This is a genomic window from Kingella pumchi (assembly GCF_022288825.1).
Lineage (GTDB): Bacteria > Pseudomonadota > Gammaproteobacteria > Burkholderiales > Neisseriaceae > Kingella_D > Kingella_D pumchi.
This window is the reverse complement of the sequence record NZ_JAKOOW010000026.1, coordinates 87,878-108,764: the sequence shown is the minus strand read 5'-3', so window position 1 is coordinate 108,764 and position 20,887 is coordinate 87,878. Positions and strand designations below refer to the sequence as shown.

20 protein-coding genes and 1 pseudogene are annotated in these 20,887 nt (G+C 58.9%); 5 read left to right on the top strand and 16 right to left on the bottom strand.

Translation table 11 applies throughout. The features are described from left to right. Positions 1 to 79: 79 nt before the first annotated feature. The 4 genes from fabI to MB824_RS07990 form a co-directional block, all read right to left on the bottom strand. Positions 80 to 862 (bottom strand): enoyl-ACP reductase FabI, encoded by a 783-nt coding sequence (gene fabI, locus MB824_RS08005; RefSeq protein ID WP_238747879.1) that lies wholly within the window; start codon positions 860 to 862, stop codon positions 80 to 82. A 104-nt stretch (positions 863 to 966) separates the two neighbouring features. Continuing rightward, positions 967 to 2,238 carry a D-alanyl-D-alanine carboxypeptidase family protein gene (locus MB824_RS08000; RefSeq protein WP_238747877.1) on the bottom strand — a complete coding sequence of 424 codons (1,272 nt, stop codon included), beginning with the start codon at positions 2,236 to 2,238 and terminating at the stop codon, positions 967 to 969. Positions 2,239 to 2,362: 124 nt separating this feature from the next. Further along, positions 2,363 to 3,022, bottom strand: a complete 660-nt coding sequence (locus MB824_RS07995) for a hypothetical protein (protein ID WP_238747876.1) — start codon at positions 3,020 to 3,022, stop codon at positions 2,363 to 2,365. Between the two features lie 181 nt (positions 3,023 to 3,203). Beyond that, complete coding sequence (locus MB824_RS07990; protein WP_238747874.1) at positions 3,204 to 3,587, bottom strand: hypothetical protein; 384 nt, start codon at positions 3,585 to 3,587, stop codon at positions 3,204 to 3,206. 288 nt (positions 3,588 to 3,875) lie between these two features. Between MB824_RS07990 and ilvA the strand changes: the two genes are divergently transcribed. Further along, positions 3,876 to 5,417 carry a threonine ammonia-lyase, biosynthetic gene (gene ilvA / locus MB824_RS07985; RefSeq protein WP_238747873.1) on the top strand — a complete coding sequence of 514 codons (1,542 nt, stop codon included), beginning with the start codon at positions 3,876 to 3,878 and terminating at the stop codon, positions 5,415 to 5,417. A 185-nt stretch (positions 5,418 to 5,602) separates the two neighbouring features. Here ilvA and MB824_RS07980 read toward each other — a convergent pair whose 3' ends face one another. The 4 genes from MB824_RS07980 to MB824_RS07965 form a co-directional block, all read right to left on the bottom strand. Continuing rightward, positions 5,603 to 5,812 (bottom strand): hypothetical protein, encoded by a 210-nt coding sequence (locus MB824_RS07980; protein ID WP_238747872.1) that lies wholly within the window; start codon positions 5,810 to 5,812, stop codon positions 5,603 to 5,605. Between the two features lie 57 nt (positions 5,813 to 5,869). Next, entirely contained in the window at positions 5,870 to 6,367 is a 498-nt protein-coding gene (locus tag MB824_RS07975; RefSeq protein WP_238747871.1) for a hypothetical protein, read from the bottom strand. A 222-nt stretch (positions 6,368 to 6,589) separates the two neighbouring features. Further along, positions 6,590 to 7,156 carry a hypothetical protein gene (locus MB824_RS07970; protein WP_238747870.1) on the bottom strand — a complete coding sequence of 189 codons (567 nt, stop codon included), beginning with the start codon at positions 7,154 to 7,156 and terminating at the stop codon, positions 6,590 to 6,592. After that, complete coding sequence (locus MB824_RS07965; protein WP_238747869.1) at positions 7,149 to 8,027, bottom strand: hypothetical protein; 879 nt, start codon at positions 8,025 to 8,027, stop codon at positions 7,149 to 7,151. The genes MB824_RS07970 and MB824_RS07965 overlap by 8 nt, the downstream gene beginning before the upstream one ends. 545 nt (positions 8,028 to 8,572) lie before the next feature. Between MB824_RS07965 and MB824_RS07960 the strand changes: the two genes are divergently transcribed. Continuing rightward, positions 8,573 to 9,166, top strand: a complete 594-nt coding sequence (locus MB824_RS07960) for a TonB-dependent receptor domain-containing protein (RefSeq protein ID WP_238747868.1) — start codon at positions 8,573 to 8,575, stop codon at positions 9,164 to 9,166. Between the two features lie 172 nt (positions 9,167 to 9,338). Here the strand turns inward: MB824_RS07960 and MB824_RS07955 are convergent, their stop codons facing one another. The 3 genes from MB824_RS07955 to MB824_RS07945 all read right to left on the bottom strand — a co-directional run bounded on the left by MB824_RS07955 (position 9,339) and on the right by MB824_RS07945 (position 11,837). Next, positions 9,339 to 9,821: a NemA protein gene (locus tag MB824_RS07955; RefSeq protein WP_238747867.1), complete on the bottom strand. Its 483-nt coding sequence runs from the start codon at positions 9,819 to 9,821 to the stop codon at positions 9,339 to 9,341. Positions 9,822 to 9,934: 113 nt separating this feature from the next. Then, positions 9,935 to 10,801: a DMT family transporter gene (locus MB824_RS07950; RefSeq protein WP_238747866.1), complete on the bottom strand. Its 867-nt coding sequence runs from the start codon at positions 10,799 to 10,801 to the stop codon at positions 9,935 to 9,937. A 31-nt stretch (positions 10,802 to 10,832) separates the two neighbouring features. Then, a complete protein-coding gene (locus MB824_RS07945) occupies positions 10,833 to 11,837 on the bottom strand; it encodes a quinone-dependent dihydroorotate dehydrogenase (RefSeq protein ID WP_238747865.1) in 1,005 nt (334 codons plus the stop codon). A 181-nt stretch (positions 11,838 to 12,018) separates the two neighbouring features. Between MB824_RS07945 and MB824_RS07940 the strand changes: the two genes are divergently transcribed. The 3 genes from MB824_RS07940 to gloB all read left to right on the top strand — a co-directional run bounded on the left by MB824_RS07940 (position 12,019) and on the right by gloB (position 14,499). Further along, positions 12,019 to 13,131: a conjugal transfer protein gene (locus MB824_RS07940; protein ID WP_238747864.1), complete on the top strand. Its 1,113-nt coding sequence runs from the start codon at positions 12,019 to 12,021 to the stop codon at positions 13,129 to 13,131. Positions 13,132 to 13,213: 82 nt separating this feature from the next. Then, positions 13,214 to 13,753 carry an NUDIX hydrolase gene (locus tag MB824_RS07935; RefSeq protein ID WP_238747863.1) on the top strand — a complete coding sequence of 180 codons (540 nt, stop codon included), beginning with the start codon at positions 13,214 to 13,216 and terminating at the stop codon, positions 13,751 to 13,753. Further along, positions 13,750 to 14,499 carry a hydroxyacylglutathione hydrolase gene (gene gloB / locus MB824_RS07930; protein ID WP_238747862.1) on the top strand — a complete coding sequence of 250 codons (750 nt, stop codon included), beginning with the start codon at positions 13,750 to 13,752 and terminating at the stop codon, positions 14,497 to 14,499. Before MB824_RS07935 ends, gloB begins: the two co-directional genes overlap by 4 nt. 222 nt (positions 14,500 to 14,721) lie before the next feature. Here gloB and MB824_RS07925 read toward each other — a convergent pair whose 3' ends face one another. The 5 genes and pseudogenes from MB824_RS07925 to MB824_RS07905 all read right to left on the bottom strand — a co-directional run. Continuing rightward, on the bottom strand, positions 14,722 to 15,390 hold the full coding sequence (locus tag MB824_RS07925) for an FHA domain-containing protein (protein ID WP_238747861.1): 669 nt from the start codon (positions 15,388 to 15,390) through the stop codon (positions 14,722 to 14,724). Positions 15,391 to 15,403: 13 nt separating this feature from the next. Next, positions 15,404 to 17,086 (bottom strand): FHA domain-containing protein, encoded by a 1,683-nt coding sequence (locus tag MB824_RS07920; RefSeq protein WP_238747860.1) that lies wholly within the window; start codon positions 17,084 to 17,086, stop codon positions 15,404 to 15,406. 246 nt (positions 17,087 to 17,332) lie between these two features. Further along, on the bottom strand, positions 17,333 to 18,478 hold the full coding sequence (locus tag MB824_RS07915) for a PP2C family protein-serine/threonine phosphatase (RefSeq protein ID WP_238747859.1): 1,146 nt from the start codon (positions 18,476 to 18,478) through the stop codon (positions 17,333 to 17,335). A 373-nt stretch (positions 18,479 to 18,851) separates the two neighbouring features. Then, the gene (locus MB824_RS07910) at positions 18,852 to 20,447 is read right to left on the bottom strand and encodes a serine/threonine protein kinase (protein WP_238747858.1); all 1,596 of its coding nucleotides are present in this window, start codon (positions 20,445 to 20,447) and stop codon (positions 18,852 to 18,854) included. After that, positions 20,375 to 20,887, bottom strand: a pseudogene (locus MB824_RS07905) (hypothetical protein); the annotation flags it as partial. The pseudogene MB824_RS07905 and the gene MB824_RS07910, both read right to left, overlap by 73 nt.

Sequence of the window (20,887 nt, the reverse complement as noted above, 5' to 3'; positions counted from 1 at the left end):
TCAGGCTGCCCGAGCAGCCGTTGAAGCGGCGCGGGCAGCCTGAAAAAGGCGGCGGCATTCAAGCTGCCTGAAGGCGGGTTTAGTTTTCGTTGAGCGCGTTGATGCTGTAACCGCCGTCCACATAGGTGATTTCGCCGGTGATGCCGGAGGCCAGATCGGAGAGCAGGAAGGCGGCGGCGGTGCCAACTTCGTCGGCGGTTACGTTGCGGCGTAGCGGGTTTTGTTCGGCAACGTGTCCGAGCAGGCGGCCGAAGTCGGCGATGCCGGCGGCGGCGAGGGTTTTGATTGGGCCGGCGGAAATGCCGTTGCAGCGGATGCCTTCTTTACCGAGGCAGGACGCGGTGAAGCGGATGCCGGCTTCCAGGCTGGCTTTGGCCATGCCCATTACGTTGTAGTTGGGAATCGCGCGCACGGCGCCCAGGTAGGAGAGTGCGACGATGGAGGCTTTGCGCCCCTGCATCATCGGGCGGGCGGCTTTGGCCAGCGCCGGCAGGCTGTAGGCGGAGATTTCGTGGGCGGTGTTGAAGGCTTCGCGGCTGATGCTGTCGAGAAAATCGCCGGACAGCGCTTCTTTGGGGGCGAAGGCGATGGCGTGAACCAGGCCGTCGAGGCCGTCCCACGACTGGCCCAAATCGGCGAACACGCGGGCGATTTCTTCGTCGTTTTGCACGTCGCAGCGGAACACCAGCTTGGAGCCGAAGCCTTCGGCCAGCTTGCGCACGCGGTCTTCGAGTTTGTCCACCACATAGGTAAACGCCAGCTCGGCGCCCTGCTCGTGGCAGGCTTTGGCGATGCCGTAGGCGATGGAGCGGTCGGAAATCATGCCGGTGATGAGGATTTTCTTGCCTTGTAAAAAGCCCATGTTTGCTGTCCTTTAAGTGTGGAGGTTGAACCGCGCGCGCGGCGGCGGCGGTAAAAAGCGGTGCATTATAACGGGATTTCGCCTTTCAGGCAGCCTGAAAGGCGCTATGAGAAGAGCTGCTTGATGCGCCCCCAAAAGCCGGCCTGCGGCATGGCGGCAACCACAACCAGCGGCCGTTCGGCCAGCACGCGGCTACCGGATTTGAGCCGCAACGTGCCCAGCGGCTGCCCTTTGTCCAGCGGGGCGGCGAGCGGTCGGCGGCTTTCGATTTCGATTTTGACGCCGTCGCGGCTGCGCGGGATGCTCAGGTACAGATCCTGCTCGAAACCGGCGGCCACGGCGGGTGCGGCACCGCCGGACACCGGAATCTCGGCCGCTTTTTCGCCGGCGCGGTACAGCAGCACGGTATCGAATTCCTGCAGCGCGTAGTTTAAGAGCTTGCTGCTTTCGGTGGCGCGCGCTTCGGGGCTGGCGGCGCCGGCCACCAACGCCACCACGCGGCGGCCGTTGCGTTTGCTCGAAGCGATCAGATGGTAGCCGGCGCTGCCGCCGTAACCGCCGGCAATGCCGTCCACCGCCGGATCTCGAAACAGCAGCAGGTTGCGGTTGGGCTGGGTGATGCCGTTGTAGGTAAAGGATTTGATCGAGTAAATCTGGTAATACTGCGGCGGGAAGTCGCGCATCAGCGCCGCGGCGAGTATCAGCAGGTCTTTGGCGCTGCTCAAGTGCTGCTCGCCGTGCAGGCCGGTGCTGTTTTCAAAACGGGTTTGCGCCATGCCCAGCCGCTTGGCTTCGGCATTCATCATTTCGACAAACTGCTCTTCGCTGCCGGCCACCGCTTCGGCCAGCGCCACCGCCGCATCGTTGCTCTGCTGCACCACCAGCCCCTTGACCAGGTCGGCAATGCTCACCTGCGAATCTTTCAGCAGCAGCATCCGCGGGCCGTCGGTGCCCCAGCTGCGTGCGGACACGGTAACCGTCTGCTCCGGTTTCAGGCTGCCTTCCTGCAGCGCTTTGAAAACCAGATAGGCGGTCATCAGCTTGGTGAGCGAAGCCGGCTCGATCGGCGTTTCCCAGTTTTTTTCCGCCAGCACCTGCCCGCTTTGCAAATCCTGCACCGCATAGGCGGTGGCGGCGATTTCCGGCAAGGGCTGCGGCCGGTGGACGGCGGGGGCGGCAACACTCGGGACAGCAGCGGACGCGGCAGGCGGTGCCGTTTCAGACGCAGCCGGCGTGGATGCAGCAGGGGCAGGGGCAGACGCCGTTGGCGCGGCTTGGGGGCGGATTTTCTGCTTTACCCGCGGCGCGGCGGCGGCAGGCAGCGCCAGCGCGCCGGCAAGCGCGGCAAGCAGCAGGATATTCAGGGTTCGGGACATGCTTGGCACGGGCAGGGACTTACGGATTCTGTCGGTTTTAATCATGGCTTCGGAAACGGTTTAAACGGGTATAGGCAGCCTGAAAACGGAAAACGGGCTTTCAGGCTGCCTTGGCCGTGCGGCTTTATTCGGCGCAGGCTTGGGTTGTTGCTTCATAGCGTTTCTGTTCGCGGGGAAAGTGTTCGCCTGCGTAGAAAGAGGGGTGGACTCCGAGCGCGAAGCGGTACGCAATCTCGGCAAGGGTGCGGCGGCAGGCGGCTTTGTCGCCGGTGTGCAGGTAACTGTCGGCCAGATCGTTGTAGATTTTGATTCGGGATGCGTCGGTGGCGAAACGATCGCATTGTTCGACGTATCGTTTTTTGATTTCCAGGGCCTCGGTGTAGCGTTGGGCGCGGTAGGCAGCCTGAAAACGCTGCTCGGCAGCCCGGCTGCCTTGCGGGGTGCACAGGGCGGGGATGGCGTTATATGTGGCTTTGAAGCTGCCGTCCTCGCCGCAGTAGCGGCTGCATTCGCCTTCGGGGGTGACGGTGAGCTTTTCTTGGTTTTTGCCGCCGAATGCGAAGCGGACGACGCAGCCTCGGCCGTCGCGCCAGCTGCCGTTTTTGATGCGGCCTTCGAGTTTGCATTGGCCGCGGTAGATGCTGCGGATGGATTCGATCTTGAAGCGGCTGCCTTGGATGTCGGCCGTGCCGGTGATGCCGTCGTCGATATCGACGGCGTACTGTCGGGCGGCGGCGCTGGCGGCAAGGGTGCAGAGAAGAGCGGCGAAGAAGTGTTTTTCCATGTCGGGAGTTTCTTGGTTTACGGGAGCGGATTGCGGGCGGTTGGCGGAAGTTTCGGCTTGGGGCGCATCAGGATTTCGTTTTCGATTTTGAACCTTTGGCCGGCAGCAGGGCGGGCGCCCGTTACGCTTTCAGGCTGCCCGAAAACCTTTGCTCTCGGGCAGCCTGAAAAAACAAACGGCTTTAGCGCTTGTAGCTGCGCAGTTTGCGCTCTTTGGCAGAGGGCGGTTCAACAGCATCTTCTTCGCCGGCGCCGCCCCACAGCTCGTCAATCACATCGGTTTTCTTATCGAGCAGCATAAACGGGCGGTTCCACATTTCATGCAGGTCGATTTTGGGGAAAGGCTGGTCGTCAAGCCACAGCATAATAATCCACGGCAAAAAGAAAGCGGCAAACACCCACACACCGATAAACAGGCCGAAAAACGGCTGCTTGAACCACCAGCCGGCGGCAATGCAAAACAGCAGCGCGCTGGCGATCATGGCCTGGAGCCATTGTTTGGAATCCAGCAGTTTCAGGCAGGCGAAACCGATGGCAACCGGCAAAACGATAAGCAGAAACAACATGGCTGATTTCCTTTCGTCTCAAGTTTCAAATAGGCAGCCTGAAAGCCCGATTCAAACTTTGGCTCAAACACTTTCGCAGCAGCCGCCGGGAAAACGAGCCGCGATTATAGCCCAAGAAGCGCTTTGGCGTCTGCGCCGGCGCCGCTGCAGCTCCGTCTTTCAGGCTGCTTGGCGGCGCAGGCAGCCTGAAAGTGTAGCGCGGCGGTCAAACGGCGGCGGCAAGACTTGCGCCGAAGCGGCGGCGGCGTTAAGGTTGCGCCTTTTTTGCCAAGCGCCGAAACAGCCGATATGAACATCAACCACTACCCCCAATATGCCGACTATCTGATCCGCATCCTGACCGCCGCGGTATACGACGCCGCAGTCGAAACCCCGCTTGAAACCGCCGCCAACCTGTCGCGGCGCACCGGCAACACCATCCTGCTCAAGCGCGAAGATTTGCAGCCGGTGTTTTCCTTCAAAATCCGCGGCGCCTACAACAAAATGGCCAAGCTGCCGCCCGAAGCGCTGCAAAAAGGCGTGATCGCCGCCAGCGCCGGCAACCACGCGCAGGGGGTGGCGATGTCGGCGCAGCTGCTCGGCTGCCAGGCCACCATCGTGATGCCGGAAACCTCGCCGCAGATCAAAATCGACGCCGTGCGCGCCCGCGGCGGCGAAGTGGTGCTGGCCGGCGTCTCCTACAGCGATGCCTACGAGCACGCCATGAAGCTGGTGGCCGAAAGCGGCAAAACCTATATCCCGCCTTTTGACGATCCCGATGTGATCGCCGGCCAGGGCACGGTGGGCATGGAAATCGTCCGCCAGCATCCCAAGTATCTGGACGCGGTATTCGTGCCCATCGGCGGCGGCGGGCTGGCGGCGGGTGTGGCGGCGTTTATCAAACAGGTGCGCCCCGAAATCAAAGTGATCGGCGTGCAGACCAACGATTCCTGCGCGATGAAAGTTTCCGTGGCCGCCGGCGAGCGCGTGGCGCTCAAAGACGTCGGCCTGTTTGCCGACGGCACCGCCGTCAAGCTGGTGGGCGAAGAGACTTTCCGCATGTGCCGCGATTTGTTGGACGACATCATCACCGTCGATACCGATGCCGTGTGCAGCGCGCTCAAAGATATTTTTGACGATACCCGCAGCATTTGCGAGCCCTCCGGCGCGCTGGCGCTGGCGGGGCTCAAAGCCTATATCGCCCGCAACGGCGTGCACGGCCAGACCCTTGCCGCCATTACCAGCGGCGCCAATATCAATTTCCACCGCCTGCGCCACGTTTCCGAGCGCAGCGAATTGAGCGAAGGCAACGAAGCGATTTTCGCCGTTTCCATTCCCGAGCGCCCCGGCAGCTTCCGCGAATTCATCAAAGTGCTCGGCTCGCGCAACATCACCGAATTCAACTACCGCTACGGCGATCCCGAAGTCGCGCATATTTTCGTCGGCATTCAGGCTGCCGGCGCTTCCGACATCGCCCGCATCAGCAGCGAGCTGTCCGCCGCCCGCCTGCCCAATATCGATTTGAGTGACGACGAAATGGCCAAAGTCCACCTGCGCTATATGGTCGGCGGCCGCACCCGCAACGTTGCCAACGAGCGGCTGATCAGCTTCGAGTTTCCCGAGCGCCCCGGCGCGCTTGCCCGCTTTCTCGACCAGCTGCAAACCGGCTGGAACATCAGCCTGTTCCACTACCGCAACCACGGCGCCGACTACGGGCGGATACTGGTCGCCATCGACGTCCCGCCCGCCGATGCCCAGGCTTTCGATGCCTTTCTCGAGCAGCTCGGTTATGTTTACGAAGAGCAAACCGACAACGCCGCCTACCGGCTGTTTCTAGCCAGCGGCAAATAACACCCGCCACGGTAGCGGCAGCTTTCAGGCTGCCCGCCGTTAAGCAGCCTGAAAGCGCAAAAAAGCAGCCTGAAAAGTTTTCAGGCTGCTTTTTTGTGCCGGGTTTCTGAAGCCCGCCGCGAAAAATCCACCGCATTCCTGCGAAAAATCCCAATTTTATTTATTGCACTCTGTGCAACATCATTTCAATTCCCGCCAAACAAAGGCGGGAATTTTTGTATCGGGCAAAAATCAGCAGTAGTGTATAAAGCCGCGTCGCCTTTGCTACCCTTTCGCTTTGCCTTCTGAGATAGTAATAAACTATTATTTCTTATTCTATCTAAATCTGATTGACTGAAGCCTATATTTTTTAAATCATTCAAGGCATTTTCTTGCTTTTCTGTTAAGCTAATCATAACAAACTCCAAACATATAAAATATATCAAATAAAACTATTTATAATAATGCAACAACTATCTGGTACTAAACTTTATCTTAATAATGGACCCATATAAGTTAACTGCCTCCATTTCACGGTTTCCTCTTTTCCATATATAACGGAAACCAGCCTGAATAAATCCCGGTTGGGTAAACTTATTGGATTTATAATCATAATCTATTACCCCGTCTGTTAGAGGTTCTGAGTTTAACATTTCTTCGGTTTTATCTATAACAATAGGCCTAGGCAAGAATGATGGGAAATTATTATCTATAAACATAGATTTCGGTTTTACATTTTGCTCATATTCCGTATAAGAATTAGTTAATATTGGATAGATTGTAAAGTTATCTGTTTTATTTACCCATATTCCCAATCTAGAACTAGAAGGATAAGCATCTCCTCCCTTAAGGACTGGAATATCCCAAATTTTCTGCAGCTCTTCTAAATCCATCGAATAGAGGCAATCATCTCTTAAGGCGGTATAATACATCTGTTGGATTAAATCATCTTGATCGGTTGCTCGGTGCAATTGCTTACGGCAGCGTTCTATTGCTATAGAATCCGCTCTTGCTGCTTCACGATCAGAACCTTGAGAGCTGAATTGATTATTATCATAACTTGCTCCTGATTATCTTTTACACTATCCTGCATATTACATCCTATCAACAATAGTATTACCATATTTGTTATTGATTTATATACATTATCTTGTAAGTTTAGTTTTTTCATATTTTACCATTTATTCATAAATCTATATCAAATATTCTTTATTTGTATAATCCGAACTATAACTGGTAACATTTAATTTCCTATCGATCACCCCTCTTTCCTGCAATAGCCGCACCCAGCGCACCATATCGCTGATCTGTCCGAACGCCCAGCCGCGATCGGCGATTTCAAAGGTGTTGGTGGCTTGTGAATCCCGGGTGGCATCATCCACAAACTCAGTACTGCGGAAGGAAATGGTTAGATCTCCTTTTTTAATATCCGTACCTGGAATATCCTTCTTGGCTCTGAACAGGCTACCTGAAAATCCGGTAGTGGTATTGGCAATATGCGCCACCATCTCCCAGTTTTCATCAAATTCTTCTGCATCAGCCTCGGTAAACTTACTGTTATGATCATTACCAGACTGTAAGCGCTTCTTGGTTATTAGATTATCAAAGGATAAGTTCCCTATATTTGGGTTATCAACCGTAATTTCCCAGTTAGGTATAGCATTTTTAAGATCATATAAAACTTCTGCTGCCAACTGTAATCTAGCAAACTCTAAAATAGTTGCAGGATTGGTATTAGTATTTTGTTGTTGATTAGTCATTTTTAGTCTCCGGTTTGAATGATGGTGAAAGTAAAACTCTTTTTACAAATGTACTGGTTCTCTGTTCATAGGAATTTTCATTAGGACGGCATCTTTCCCCTCTACCCCAAGGATTCGGATTTTGCTCAAATTTGGAATAGCCTAATTCCGGCACAAAAACATACATTGTTTTTTCAGCCATCAGTGTGTTAGTTTGGGTATCGATAATCTTGATGGTTGTTCCCGCTATCCAATGTTTCCGGTTTTCCCAAGAAACATCATTCTCATAGGTAACTGCGTAGCGGGCAGGATGTGCTGGATTAGTCTCTTGATTAAACGGTTTGTCTGACATATGCCAATCACCACTATAGCGGATGATAGAACCGTCTTTTTGCAATACATCAACATAATCATAATGGGCACGGGAAAAATATGGCAAAAAGCTGGCAACATACTCCTCTCGCTCGAATTCACTTGCCACCGCCGCATCCTCCCACATCTGGTCTTTCAGCGGATTGTAGCGGTTACTCTGATATTTCTCGTCATCCCCGCGCACTTTCAGCAGCAGAATGCCTTCCACATTGTCCGCCGTGCGGTAGATCTTCTCGCCGGCGTTTTGGCACAGTTGGTCGAAGCGGGCTTTGGCGGGCTCGTAGCGTTTGCGCCATTCTGCTTCTTTCTCAGCAGCTTTCTGCTGATCCCGCTTAAGCTCGTGCACCAGCGGCGAAATGCACGAATAAGGCACTGCTACCGCAATCAACAGGCCTACCCAAAGCCGGTTTTTTCGGGCTGTGAATTTGAACCCGATAGCCATGGCAATGATGGTGACCAAAGCAATACCCAGCAGCCCGCCCCAAACTATCAGCTTGCCTAGGTCGCTTGGTGTGAACATGGGTTTGTTTCCTTGAAGTATTGGGTGGTATTCAGTGGTTGAAATTTATAGGCTGGGTTTTGGCTTTGCCGTGGTGTTTTCAGGTAGCCTTTCGGTAGGCGCCTTCCCTTCTTGAGGCTACCTGAAAACCTTTCCTTTGCTCTTTAACTAATCTTCACCGCTTGTTTTCAGGTAGCCTCTTGCCCATCCGCATCCGTCAAACAACAACACCGCTGTGCGCAGCATGAAGGCCATGCTGGCGGCAGCGGTGTTGCTGTATGGTTCGGCGGTACGGCGTGTTCGCGGGGGAATTCATCTGCGCTCCGGATCGGGTCGTATCGGTATCGTTGATGTGCGGCATGGTAGCCTGCGGGTGCGGCAGCTGGCAAGCAATTAATAATACTTTGCATATATCCGGCAGGAATATGCTGTTTATTCAATCCAGCCAGATAGTTGGCTTGTTTCCCCAATCTTGCCTCCGGTGTATGGAAAGGTGCAGGCAGTCGGTTCAATTTGGCTCTTAACTCCGACTTCTCCTTTGCATCGGGCAGGAGGCTACCTGAAACTTGTGGCTACCTGAAAAACACGGCCTGTTTGGGCGGCTGCCGGATTGGTTCGGCAGCCGGCTCAATGCCGCCGCATCCTTGTTCCAAACCCGCAAGAGCAAGCTGCCCGTCAAAGCCGGCCAACATGCCAGCGGCAAAGAGTATTACCGCGCGGCCGACCACGCCCGCACCAACGGCTGGGAACTCTCGCTCAACGGCCGCATCAACGAGCGCCGGCTGCTCAACGCCTCCTACACCCGCGCCAAAACCAAAGACAGCGACGGCAAACAACTAGCGGTCTATTACCCCGAGCATCTGGTCAAATTCTTCACCAGCTACGACATCAACGATCGCCTAACCGTGGGCGGCAACCTCAACTGGCAGAGCTTTATCACCGACGACCGGCCGGAAGTAACCGAACCCGCAGCCCGCGCCGCATTGGCGCAGCGCGCCTACGCCACCGTCGATCTGATGGCCAGCTACCAAATCGGCAAAAACCTGCGCCTGCGCCTGAATGCCGACAACATCTTCAACAAAAAATACAAAACCATGCCCGACATCCATGTGTACGGCACCCCGCGCAGCTTCACCGCGTCGGTGCGCTACACATTCTAAACGCGGCTTTCAGGCTGCCTTGCCCAAGCAGCGGCAGCCTGAAGATACGAAAGCAGCCTGAAAACCTTTCAGGCTGCTTTTTTCGAGTTTTTTTAAACGGTTTGGCTGCACCAAGCAAACAGGCAGCCTGAAAAACGTTTGCGTCTTTCAGGCTGCCTGTTTTGCGCCGGATTTAGCGTCCCACCGATACCGGCTGGCCGTTGCGGTAGTTCTGCTGCTGCATCACCGCGCCGTTGATGGCGTAAACCGTCAGCACGCCGTTTTCGGGGTGGGCGCGGAAAACAAACAGGTTTTCGCGGGCAATCACCATCGGATCGCTGCGTTTTTGGCCGTCGAAATAAAAGTCCTGCACCAGATAATCGCGCTTGGACTGCTTTTTCAAGAGCTGGCGGTAATAGCCGCCCTTCACGCCGTGTTCAGTCGCGCGGCCTTCGGCATCGAAATAGGTAACGATCTGCTCTTCAATCACGCGCAAACCGCCCTTTTCGTCGGTATCGGCCTGCCGGCCGCCCAAGGGAATATTGACGCTGGTGCCGATGCCGACATGACGGCTGAAACCGCCCAAGCCGATGCCCAGCGACACGCCGTTGCCGTTGGTGCCGCAGGCGCTGAGTGCGGTGGCTGCCGCAATGGCGGCGATCAGTTTTTTGTTCATTATGAAACTCCTTGCCCAAATGGTTTTAACGCTGGCGATTATAACGGCTTTCACGCGAAAAAAGGCAGCCTGAAAACGGTTTTACGGTTTTCAGGCTGCCTTTTCGTTTCAAGTTACATCCCCAGCCACGCGGCAAGCTGCGGCCAGTAAGACAGGCAGGCGACGGCGGCAAGGGCGAGAACGATGCCGGCGACATTGACGGCGCTGATTTTTTCGCGTAACAGCAGCGTGCCGACCAGCGTGCCGGTAACAATCACGCCCATATTCATGGCGGTAAACACCAGCGTCGGGTCGTCTTTAAAGGCTTTGTGGGCTTTAAGGTAAAACAGGATATTGGTGAAATTCAGGCAGCCCAAAAGAATGCCGCCGCCGATGTCGCGCCGGCTCCATTTTTGGCGGCGCACAACGAGATAGCCGGCCATCAGCAGCGCGGCGAGCGCAAACATTACGCTTAAATAATCGGCGGTGGCGGCGGTTTTGGAGAGCTGTTTGAGCAGGATGTCGATAACGCCGTAGCCCGCCCATACGCCCAGCAGCAGGGGGGCGCTGCCTTTGGCGGCGGCGCTGCCGCGCCCTTTGTAAAGCAGGCAGCACAGCGCGGCAAAGGCCAGGGCGATGCCGATGATTTTGTTGCTGCTGAGTGTTTCGCCAAACAGCACAAAGGCGGCGAGCACCGGCAGAAACAGCGACAGGCGCTGGGCGGCGTCGGCTTTGACAATACCCGCCTGCTCGGCGGCGCGCCCCATAATCACAAACACGCTCGGCAGCAGCACGCCCAACAGCGCCAAGAGCCAGCTTTGCGGCAGCAGCGCGCTTTGCCAGTTGTGCCAATCGGGCTTGAGAAAAACCAGCGACAGCAGCGCGGCAACGGGATAGTTCACCGCCACCGCCTGCGTCAGGCCGATGCCGTTTTTGCGGGCGAGTTTGAGCAGCACCGATACGGCGACGCTGCAGGCAATGCTGATCAGCAGAAAATTCATGGCGCAATCCTTTCAGGCTGCCTGAAAAACATCAGCGGCAGGCGGCCAGACATTCTTTGACCAGCGCCGGCCCGCGGTAAACCATGCCGCTGTACACCTGCACCGCCGTCGCGCCCAAATCGAGTTTGTGTTTGGCGTCGCCGCCGCTGAGTATGCCGCCGACACCGATCAGCGGCAGGCTGCCGGCAAAAGCATCGGCCAGTTTTTTCAGCACGCGGTTGCTGGGGGCGAACACGGGGGCGCCGCTTAGGCCGCCGGCTTCTTGCGCCAGCGGCGATGCGCCCAGCGCGCTTTTGTCGATGGTGGTGTTGGTGGCGATAACGGCGTCGATGCCGCAGGCGGGAACGATACGGGCGATGTCGTCAATCTGCGCGTCGTCCAGATCGGGGGCGATTTTCACCGCCAGCGGCACATAGCGGCCGTGCTGCCCCTGCAGCTGCTGCTGGCGCTCTTTCAGGCTGCCCAGCAGGCGCGAGAGTTCGTCGCCGGACTGCAGGTCGCGCAGGTTTTTGGTATTGGGCGAAGAAATATTGACGGTGATGTAAGACGCATGGGGATAGGCTTTTTCCAAGCACAGCAGATAGTCGTCGGCAGCATTTTCCAAGGGGGTAACGGCGTTTTTGCCGATATTGATGCCGAGCACCCCCTTAAAGCGGCTGCGCTCGATATTGGCGATCATGCGGTCGATGCCGTCGTTGTTGAAACCCATGCGGTTGACTACCGCCAGCTGCTCGGGCGCGCGAAACAGGCGCGGTTTGGGATTGCCTGCCTGCGGCTTGGGGGTAACGGTGCCGATTTCGATAAAGCCGAAACCGAGCGCCGCCAGCGCGTCGATATACTCGCCGTTTTTGTCCAGCCCCGCCGCCAGCCCCACCGGATTGGGCAGATCCAGCCCCATCAGCTTGGTCGGCGCGGTTTGGGGATTGACGGCGGGCAGCAGCCCCAGGCAGTAGGCGCGTTGCAGCTGGCGGAAGGTGAAGTGGTGGGCGTTTTCGGCGTCCATGGCAAACAAAAACGGGCGCAGCAGGCTGTACATAAAAGGACTTCCGTAAAGATTGGCAAAGGCGCGGATTCTACCCGAAAAGCAGCGCGGTTTGGGCTTTCAGGCTGCCTGAAAACGCCGTTTGCCCGCCGCAGGCAGGCGGATCAGGGCGATATGGAATATTCGCCGCATCCGCTATACAATCGCGGCTTTTCGCTTCAAGAGCCGCCACATCATGCCGCACACCTATCTGCCCGACCCCCGCCCCTATCCCGAACGCACCGTTAACAACAAACTGCTGCTGGCCACCCGCATCGCCCGCCCCGAATCGGTAGAAGACGCCGAACAAGCGCGCGCCGAGTTGAAAAAACAAATCGCCCAGATGCTCGGCCTGCGCCACTACATCGGCCTGTCGGTGGCGATGACCATGGCCGGCGCGCCCGACATCTACACCGCGCTGATGGATACCGTGGACGAAGCCCTGCAGCCTGAAAACGACGAACAATTACAGTGGTTCGCGCTGCCGGTTATCGTGGTGGCCGGCGCCGACAAAGCGGGCGAACTCAAAAGCAGCTGCCCCGAAGCCCTGATCAACGCCTGCCTGGCCAACTATCCCGCGCTGCGCCCGCTGACCCGCGCCGTGTGGCTGCCGCAGCTCATTCGTTCCGACGACTTTGCCAAAATCAAACCCGACGACTGGTATGCCGCCAAAGAAAACAGCGATGCCGCCGCCGAATTTGCCGCGTCGCTGCCCGCCGCCGCCGCCGCCATCCCGCAAGACCAGTCGGTGCACGCGCTCTACGCGCTGGGCTATGGCGGCCGCGAAATCCAAGCCGCACTCGGCCAAAGCCTGCGCGAAGCCGCCCTGCCGCTGATGCAGGTATGGCAGGAATATCTCGCCGAAGAAAACATGACCCTGTTTACCAACCCGCTCAGCCCCGCCAGCCCGCTTTCCGCGCTGGCCGATGCCAGCCGCACCCGTCTGCGCATGGCGCTCGATGTATTCTCTGCCAACGTTATCCGCTCGGTGCGCCTGCAAAGCCCGCGCGTCGGCGTGGTGATGGCGGCGCAGGAAGGCGGCAGGCTCTTGTTCGGCTTCAATGCCGCCGAGTCCGCCTATTCGTTGATGAGCCAGGTCTTCTCCTGGCCGCTGTCGCCGCGCGACGACATCCGCATCATCCAGCAAGACTTTCTCGATCTGATGGTGGACTGCCAAGTGGAAAACATCCGCCTGCTGCACGACATCCTGCCGGAAAACGCCGCCCTGCCCGATTATGCCGATGCGCTCGATCTGCCCGGCCACAATCCACTGTTTGACAACGGCAGCGAAAACGGCGTTGCCAATTAAACCCGTCCATTCGTTCAAACACAGGCAGCCTGAAAGCGCGAAAACCGTTTCAGGCTGCCTGAAAAACAAGAAAGGCCGCCCGATGAGCACCCTGCAAGAAACCCCGCTGGCCAGCGAAACCCTGTACCGCGGCAGCTTTATCGACATCTGCCGCGACCGCGTGCGCCTGCCCAACGGCCACGAAGCCGAGCGCGTAGTCGTGCGCCACCCCGGCGCCGCCTGCGTGCTGGCGGTAACGGCCGACAAGCGCGTGGTGCTGGTGCGCCAATGGCGCCATGCCACCGCCCAATCCCTGCTCGAAGTGCCCGCCGGCAAACTCGATGCCGGCGAAGACCCCGCCGTCTGCGCCCTGCGCGAGCTGGCCGAAGAAACGCCCTACCGCGCCGAGCGCGTGGAAAAACTCGCCGAGTTCTACACCGCCCCCGGTTTCTGCGACGAAAAAATGCACCTGTACCTCGCCGTCAATATCAGCGCCGACAGCACGCTGGAGGCCGACGAAGACGAGTTTGTCGAAACCGTGCTGCTCGACCGTGCCGCCGTCCGCCGCGCGCTGGACGACGGCAGCATCCGCGACGCCAAAACCCTGATTGCCCTGCAGTTCTGGCTGGCCGAAACCGCATGACTTACACCATCACCCCGCTGCCGGCACTCAGCGACAACTATATCTGGCTGATCGCCAGCCGCGGCCGCGCCGTCTGCATCGACCCCGGCGCCGCCGAACCCGTGCTGGCCTACCTGCAACAACACAGCCTGCAGCTCGAGCATATCTGGATCACCCACCACCACGGCGACCACACCGCCGGCATCGCCGAGTTGGCCGCCGCCTTTCCCCAATGCCGCGTCAGCGGCGGCAGCGATATTGCTGCCGCCGATGATACCGTCGGCGAAGGCAGCCTGATTGTCTGGCAGGGCTTCACCGCCGAAGTCTGGCACACCCCCGGCCATACCGCCGGCCATCTGTGCTATCTCTTCGATAAGCGCCGCCACGTTTTTACCGGCGACACCCTGTTTTCCGCCGGCTGCGGCCGCGTCTTCCCCGACAGCCGCCCCGAATGGCTGTACACCAGCCTGACACGTCTCGCCGCCCTGCCCGACTCTACCCTGCTCTACCCCGCCCACGAATACACCGCCGCCAACCTGCGTTTTGCCGAACATATCGAGCCGGACAACGTCGACATCCGCCGCGCCACCACCACACTCACCATACCCAGCCTGCCGGTTTCGCTGGCGCACGAAAAGCGCGTCAATCCCTTTTTACGCAGCCACCTGCCCGCCGTCCAAGCCCGCGCCGCCGAGCTTTCAGGCTGCCCTGCCGGCAATGCCGAAGCCGCATTCATACTGCTGCGCGAATTGAAAAACCATTTTTAAGGCGGTTCAAACGCTTTTCAGGCTGCCTTTGGGGATGCTTCCCAAAGCAGCCTGAAAACCCGAATCCGCCCGCACAAAAATACAAAACACCTAATCCAACCCCTGCAACAAACAGCAAAAGGCAGCCTGAAAAGTTTTCAGGCTGCCTGTGTTGGTGTTGGGCAAACGCTTGTCGGATATGAGTATCCGACCTACGGGGCTTAACAGCAAAGCGCGTCGCCGTTACTCCCAAGCAAAGCCTTCGCCGCAAAAGGCGACGAAAACCAGTTTGGTGTCGCCGACTTGGATAATGTCGCGGTTTTTCAGCACGGGTTCGCCGCGGATGGTGCTGCCGTTGAGCAGGGGCAGGTTGCGGCTGCTGCCGCGTTCGACGAAAAATTCGTTGGCGTGCGGGTCGTAGATGACGGCGGCGTGGGTTTCGCGGCTGACGGCGGGGTCGCTGCGGCTGCCGAAGTCGAGCGACACTTCCATTTCTGCGCTGCGGCCGATGCGGTTGGCGCCGCGCACGAGGCGGAAGTCGGTGCCGCGTCCTGCGCCTTCGGTGATGACCAGCCAGCCGGCGGCGGGCAGTTCGCGCATGCCTTTGGCGCGGGCTTCGGGGTCGGCGTCGCGGTTGGCGCCGAAGATGTGGGTTTTGCGCGCGTTGTCTTCGGCGGCGTTGGCGACGATTTGCGTTTTCGCCGTCTGATCGGCGGCATGCGGGTCGGCAACCATCTGCGTGCGCACGTCCTGCGCGGGTGCGCTGAGAACGGCGGTGTGTTCGGCGGCGGTGAGGCCGTCTGAAAGCGGTGCGGCGGCTTTCAGACGGCCTGCGTCGCCGCAGTAGGGGCAGTCGGCACAGAGGGCGGGGTCGTAGTAGTGTTTGGCGGCGGCGCACAGTTTCATGGCCATGGCTGTTTCCTTTTTAAGACTGGGTGAGGCGGTAGGCGATGTCGCGGTTGGCGAGATAAACGGTCTGCCCGGAGCGCAGGGCGGCGCGGTCGATGCGCTTGGCTAGATCGTCAACAAAGGTGCCGTTGGTGGACCGGCAGTCTTCGATGGTGATGTTGCCCGCTGCATCGGCGCTGATGCGGCAGTGGCGGCCGGAAATCTGCTGGCGGTTGATGACGACGTCGTTATCGGGGCTGCGTCCAACGGTTACGCTGCGCCCTGCGCTCAATACGATGTTCGGCAGTCCGGCAGACAGGGGTGCGAGCACCCAGTCGCCGCCGAGGCCGTCTGAAGCGGGCGAACCGACGCTGAAACGGGCGACGGCGGGGTCGGCGGTCAGCTGCAGCACGTCGCCCGCGTTGAGGACGGTGCGGCTGATTTTGCTGCCGTTGCTGTAGGTGCCGTTGGTACTGCCGAGGTCTTCGGCCTGCACGCTGCGGCCGTCAAACAGCAGGCGGACGTGGCGACCGGAAATCTGGGCTTTGTCGATGACGATGTCGGCCTGTGCGCTGCGTCCTAGGATTTGGGCGCGCCCCGCACGGAGCACGATGGGTGTGCCGCCGCCCAGCGGGGTCAGGGTGATGCTGCCCGCGCCGCCTGCCGCTGCCTGCGCCTGTTGCGCGCCGACGATTTTGCGGATGAGTTGGGAATTGATCGGCGGATGGCTGCCTGCTTTCACTTGTTTTTTCAGCCGCAGCAGATACACGCCGCCGCCTGCCGCCAACAGCACCAGCAAGCCCATGCCGGTGTAAAGCAGCGTCAGCTGGCGGCGCGTGCCGGCGGTGGCGCTGTCCACGCATTCGCCCGCCGCTTGGGTAAAGCTGACGTTGTGGCTTTTGAGCATAGGCACGAGTTCGGAATTGGATACGGCGATCACGGTGTTTATCTGCTGTTTGTGCGCGCCTTCGTTGGTACCGACCACCTGGCCGCAGCGGTTGACCAGCGGGCCGCCGCTGTTGCCGCCGCTGATGGGCGCATGGTGTTCCCAATAGCTGCGGTTGCCGTAGTTTTTAAATTCGCGTTTCAGGCTGCCTTCGGCAATGCCCGGCTGGATGTAGGCGTCCGGATCGCCGAAGCCGTAGCCGGCGGTGATTTCGTCGGACGCGCCGGGAAAGCCGATGGAAAATACCGGCAGGGTAGGCTGGACGAATTTGCCGTCGGCCAGCGGCAGCGGTTTGCCGGTCAGACCGTTCACTTGCAACAGGCTCAAGTCCTTTGCGCTGTCGCTTACAAGGGGCTGGGTGGACATCAGTTCCAGCTGCGGCGCGATTTTGCGCACCAGAAACACCTGCGGCTTGCCCAGCTGCGCCATTTCGCCGACATCGGCGTTCGCCACATGGTCGTTGGTAACGATATGCCCCTGATTGGAAACCAGATAGCCCGAGCCGTGTCCGGCAAACAGGTAGAGCTGGCCGTTTTGCTTGAAGAAGGTGAGCAGCTGCTGTTGCGGCGTCATAATCCGCACATAGCCTTTGTCGTTGATTTCAGAGAGCATCTGCTGGTTGACCATTTGTGCGGCCACCTGCGGCGGCAGCGGTACGCCTATCCACAGGCGGTAAACCGATTCGGCGGCTTTGAGCACATCGGGCTGGTTGGCCTGCGCCGTGGGGGCGGCGGCGAAAAACAGGGACAATAAAATCGTGCGCCAGAGTTTCATGGGGGAATCCTTTATTTGTATGACAAGCAGGAGGTTTTTAATTCAGAGGCAGCCTGAAACCGTTTTCAGGCTGCCTAGGGGCTGTTTACAATTGGTTTGCGCAGTGGATTTTAGGTCAGAAAACAGGCTATGCAAGGCGCAAACCGCAGCAAGGTTGGACACCTTGCGAGGATTGGCAACACGGCAGAGTCTGTTTTATGGCGTAAAAGCCACCGCAATACCAAATGTGAATAGTCCCTAGTAATATTATCTCAGCGGTTCGGAAATATGCGGCAGGGGCGGGGTTTTGCTTTTGCCGCCTTTTTCTTGTTTAGCGGCGGCGGGCGGTTCGGACGCGGATTGCGGGGCGGGTTCGGAGGCGGGGGTTTCGGAAGCGGCGGCAGGCGGCAGGACGGCCGGTTCGGAGGCGGCGGCTTCGGATGCGCTTTGTGCGGCGGGTTCGGAAGCGGCAGGTTCGGAAGCGGCGGACGGGCGGGTGAGGTGGTAGACCAGTCCGCCGATCAGCAGGGCACCGAGGAGGAAGCCGACGAATACGCCTTTCAGGCTGCTTTTGGCGGACGGGCGCGGTTCGTTTTCAGGCTGCCTGTCGGCGGGGGCGGCTTGGGTGGGAAGGGTTTGGGTGGCGGGGGCGGACGGGTCGGCGGGGTGGCGGACGAGGATGAGGGAGGTGTTGTCCTGATGGGGGTTTTGTTTGGCAAGGACGACGCTGATCAGGGCTTGCACCTGGGCTTCGGGGTCGGCGGCGGCGTTGAGGGTGTCTTCGATTTCGCGGTCAGACAGGGTTTGCACGCCGTCGCTGGCGAGCAGGAGGGTGTCGCCGGGGTTCAGGCTGCCGCTGCGGCAGTCGGTATGGGCGATGTCTTTGCCGGTAACGGCGCTGGTAACGGCATGGCGGGCGGGGTGGCGTTCGGCTTCTTCGGCGGTGATTTCGCCGGCGGCTATCATGCGTTTGAGGTCTTCGGCGAAGGCGTGGTTGGCGTTGATGCGGCGCAGTCGGCCGTTTTCCAGCAGGTAGAGCGGGCTGTCGCCGACGCTGATGTAGCTGTATGTGCCTGTGTTTTCATCGGCAATCAGGGCGATAAGGGTGCTGCCCATGCCGTCGAGTTCGGGGTGGCTTTGCAGGATGCGGGCGAGAGCTTGGTTGGCGGCGCTAAGGGCGGCGTGCAGTTGGTTTTCGGCCGCGCGGCTGTCGGCGGGCGGGTTTTGCCGGTGGAAGTGGTCGAGGATGGCGGCGACAACGGCGCGGGCGGCGGTTTGCCCGCCTTGCTGCCCGCCCATGCCGTCGGCAAGGACGTAGAGGGTGTGGCGCGGGGCGAGAACGAGGTTGCCGAGTGCGTCCTGCTGTTCTTCGCGGCGGCCGATGTGCTGGGCTTGGTGGAAATCGGGCTGCATGGGGATTCCTTCGGACTTGGTTTCAGGCTGCTTGGGGCGGAGGCCGTCTGAACGCTTGGGCGTGCGATGCGGAATCTGCCGTTTTGGTTTTTCAGACGGCCTTGCCGGTTTTCAGGCTGCTTTGGGTGTTTTTAGTGAAGCAACACAAAAATCTACGGCGTTGCTGCGCCTTAGCTCGAAGAGGGCGGTTTGCTAAGGCATTAAAAATGCCAAGTAAACCAGCCTCGTACTACTTGTACTGTCTGCGGCTTGCTGCCTTGTATCTTTCTGTGTCGCTTCACTATTGCTTGGCAGAGGCCGTCTGAAAAGCGGGTTTCAGACGGCCTTGCGGGTTTGGACTTGGCGAAAGCCCGCAAATCCGTTTTCAGGCTGCCTATTGGCGGCAGTCCGCGCCCGATATGCTTGCATCCACCAAGTGTTTGTTGTTGCGGTCGTAAAACGCTACCAGCAGTGTGCCGCCGCTGGTGAGCCATGGAGCGACATTAGGGTCTTGGCAGGAGGTTTTCGCCATTTCGGGGCCGAGCGCGGATTTGATTTGCTCTAATTGGGCGTTGCTGAGGTCGCGCTGGCGTAGTTTGGTGAGGGTGAGCTGCATAATCATGGTGTTGCTGGCTTCGACGTAGAGGACTTTTTCCCAGCGCACGCCGTCGCCGAGCGATTTGGGCAGTTCGCGGTTCATTTTTTCGACTTGGGCGGCGATTTGGGCGGTGTTGCTGTTGCCGCCGACGGGCATGGGCTGTTGCGGCTGCTCGGGCTGCTCCCCGGGCAGGCTGCCGCCGTTGTCGGCGGGCGGGAGAACGATGGGGTCGTTGGCGGGGGCGGCGGTTTGGACGGCGGAAGCGGTCTGCGCGGGTTCGTCGGAGTCTTGCTCTTTGCCGCCGAGAGCGAAGGCGGCGATGACGGCAAGCAGTACGGCAAGGCCGCCGCCGATGCCGCCCCACAGCAGCAGTTTGTTTTTCGCACGCGGGGCGGCGGCTGCGGCGGCTTGGGGCGCGCCGTAAACGGCTGTCGCACCGTTGTAGGCGGCCTGGGTGGCGGGGGCGGCGTTGTAGGCAGGGGCAGCCTGAATGGGCGGCGGCAGTTCTTTTTGTCCGAGCAGTGCCTGCTGCATGTCCATCGCGCTTTGGAAACGGTTTTCGGCGCGTACATTCAGGGCGTAATCGACGGCGGCAAGAAAGGCGTGGCTGTATTGTTTTTCGTATTCGCTGCCGGCGAGTTTGGGCTGGGTGTCTTCGCCGGCGATGCGGGCGGGGGCTTCTTCAATCAGGCGGTGGGCAACGGCTTGGTAGATGCAGGCGCCGAGGCTGTACAAATCAAGCGCGGGCATGAACACATCGCGCGAGTGGTATTGCTCGATGGGCGCGAACGGCGGGGTGAGAATTTGGGTGAGCGGGCGGCTTTTCTGGCCGACTGCCTGACGGGCGGCGCCGAAGTCAATCAGCACGGGGGTTTGGTTTTCGGTGATGAAGATGTTTTCGGGCTTGATGTCGCGGTGCAGAAGCTGGCGCTCGTGGATGTATTTGAGCCCTTCGAGCAGGGGGATGAAGATGCTTTGCAGCTCGGCTTCGCCCGCGTGCGGGTGGTCTTTGATCCATTGGTGCAGGGTGATGCCGCTCAGATAGGGCATGACGAAATAAGCCGTGCCGTTGGCTTCAAAAAGATCGGTTACTTTGACGATGTTGGGGTGGTTTAAGCCGTAGAGCAGTTTGGCTTCGTTGAAAAAGCCGTTCAGGCCCCAGTTGAAAATCTCCTGATCGCTGCTGCTTTTGGCTTGGACGGTCAGCCCTTCGACGCGCACGCCGCTGTCGGGCAGGTATTCTTTGATAACGTGCTGCGAGCCCAGATGGATGTGTTCGGCCAGATAGGTGATGCCGAACGCGCCCGAACCGAGCACTTTCAATACGATGTAAACGTGAAGCTGGCTGCCGGGGGCAAGCGCGTCTGCGCGTTGGATGCTCTGCTGCGCCATGGAGACCGTCCTTTTTGCTCAAAAATGAAAACGGCAGTCATTATATAGCGCCATTCCGGCAAAATAAATTTTTTCAGGCTGCCTTTCCAGGCAGCCTGAAAACAGATTAAGGCTTGCTTGCGATACGTCAATTCCCCGGCGGCGCCTGCTGCATCTGCTGCATATTGCGCAAAGCCTGTTCCATATCGATCCAGCCGGCGGCGGCGAAGATGCCGAATAAGAGCAGATAGGCGATGCCCATCACCAACAGGCTGGCCAGATAGCCCAGCAGTACGCGACAGCAGCGACAAGGGTGCGAGATCGGGAATGTACATCACCAGCAGCGTCGACAGCGCCAGCGCTTCGCTGGCGAGAATATAGCCGCGCAGCGGCAGCCTGGGCGCGCCGAAGTAATGCAGCACGGCGCTGATGCATTGCGACAGCGCCAGCCAGCGCACGCT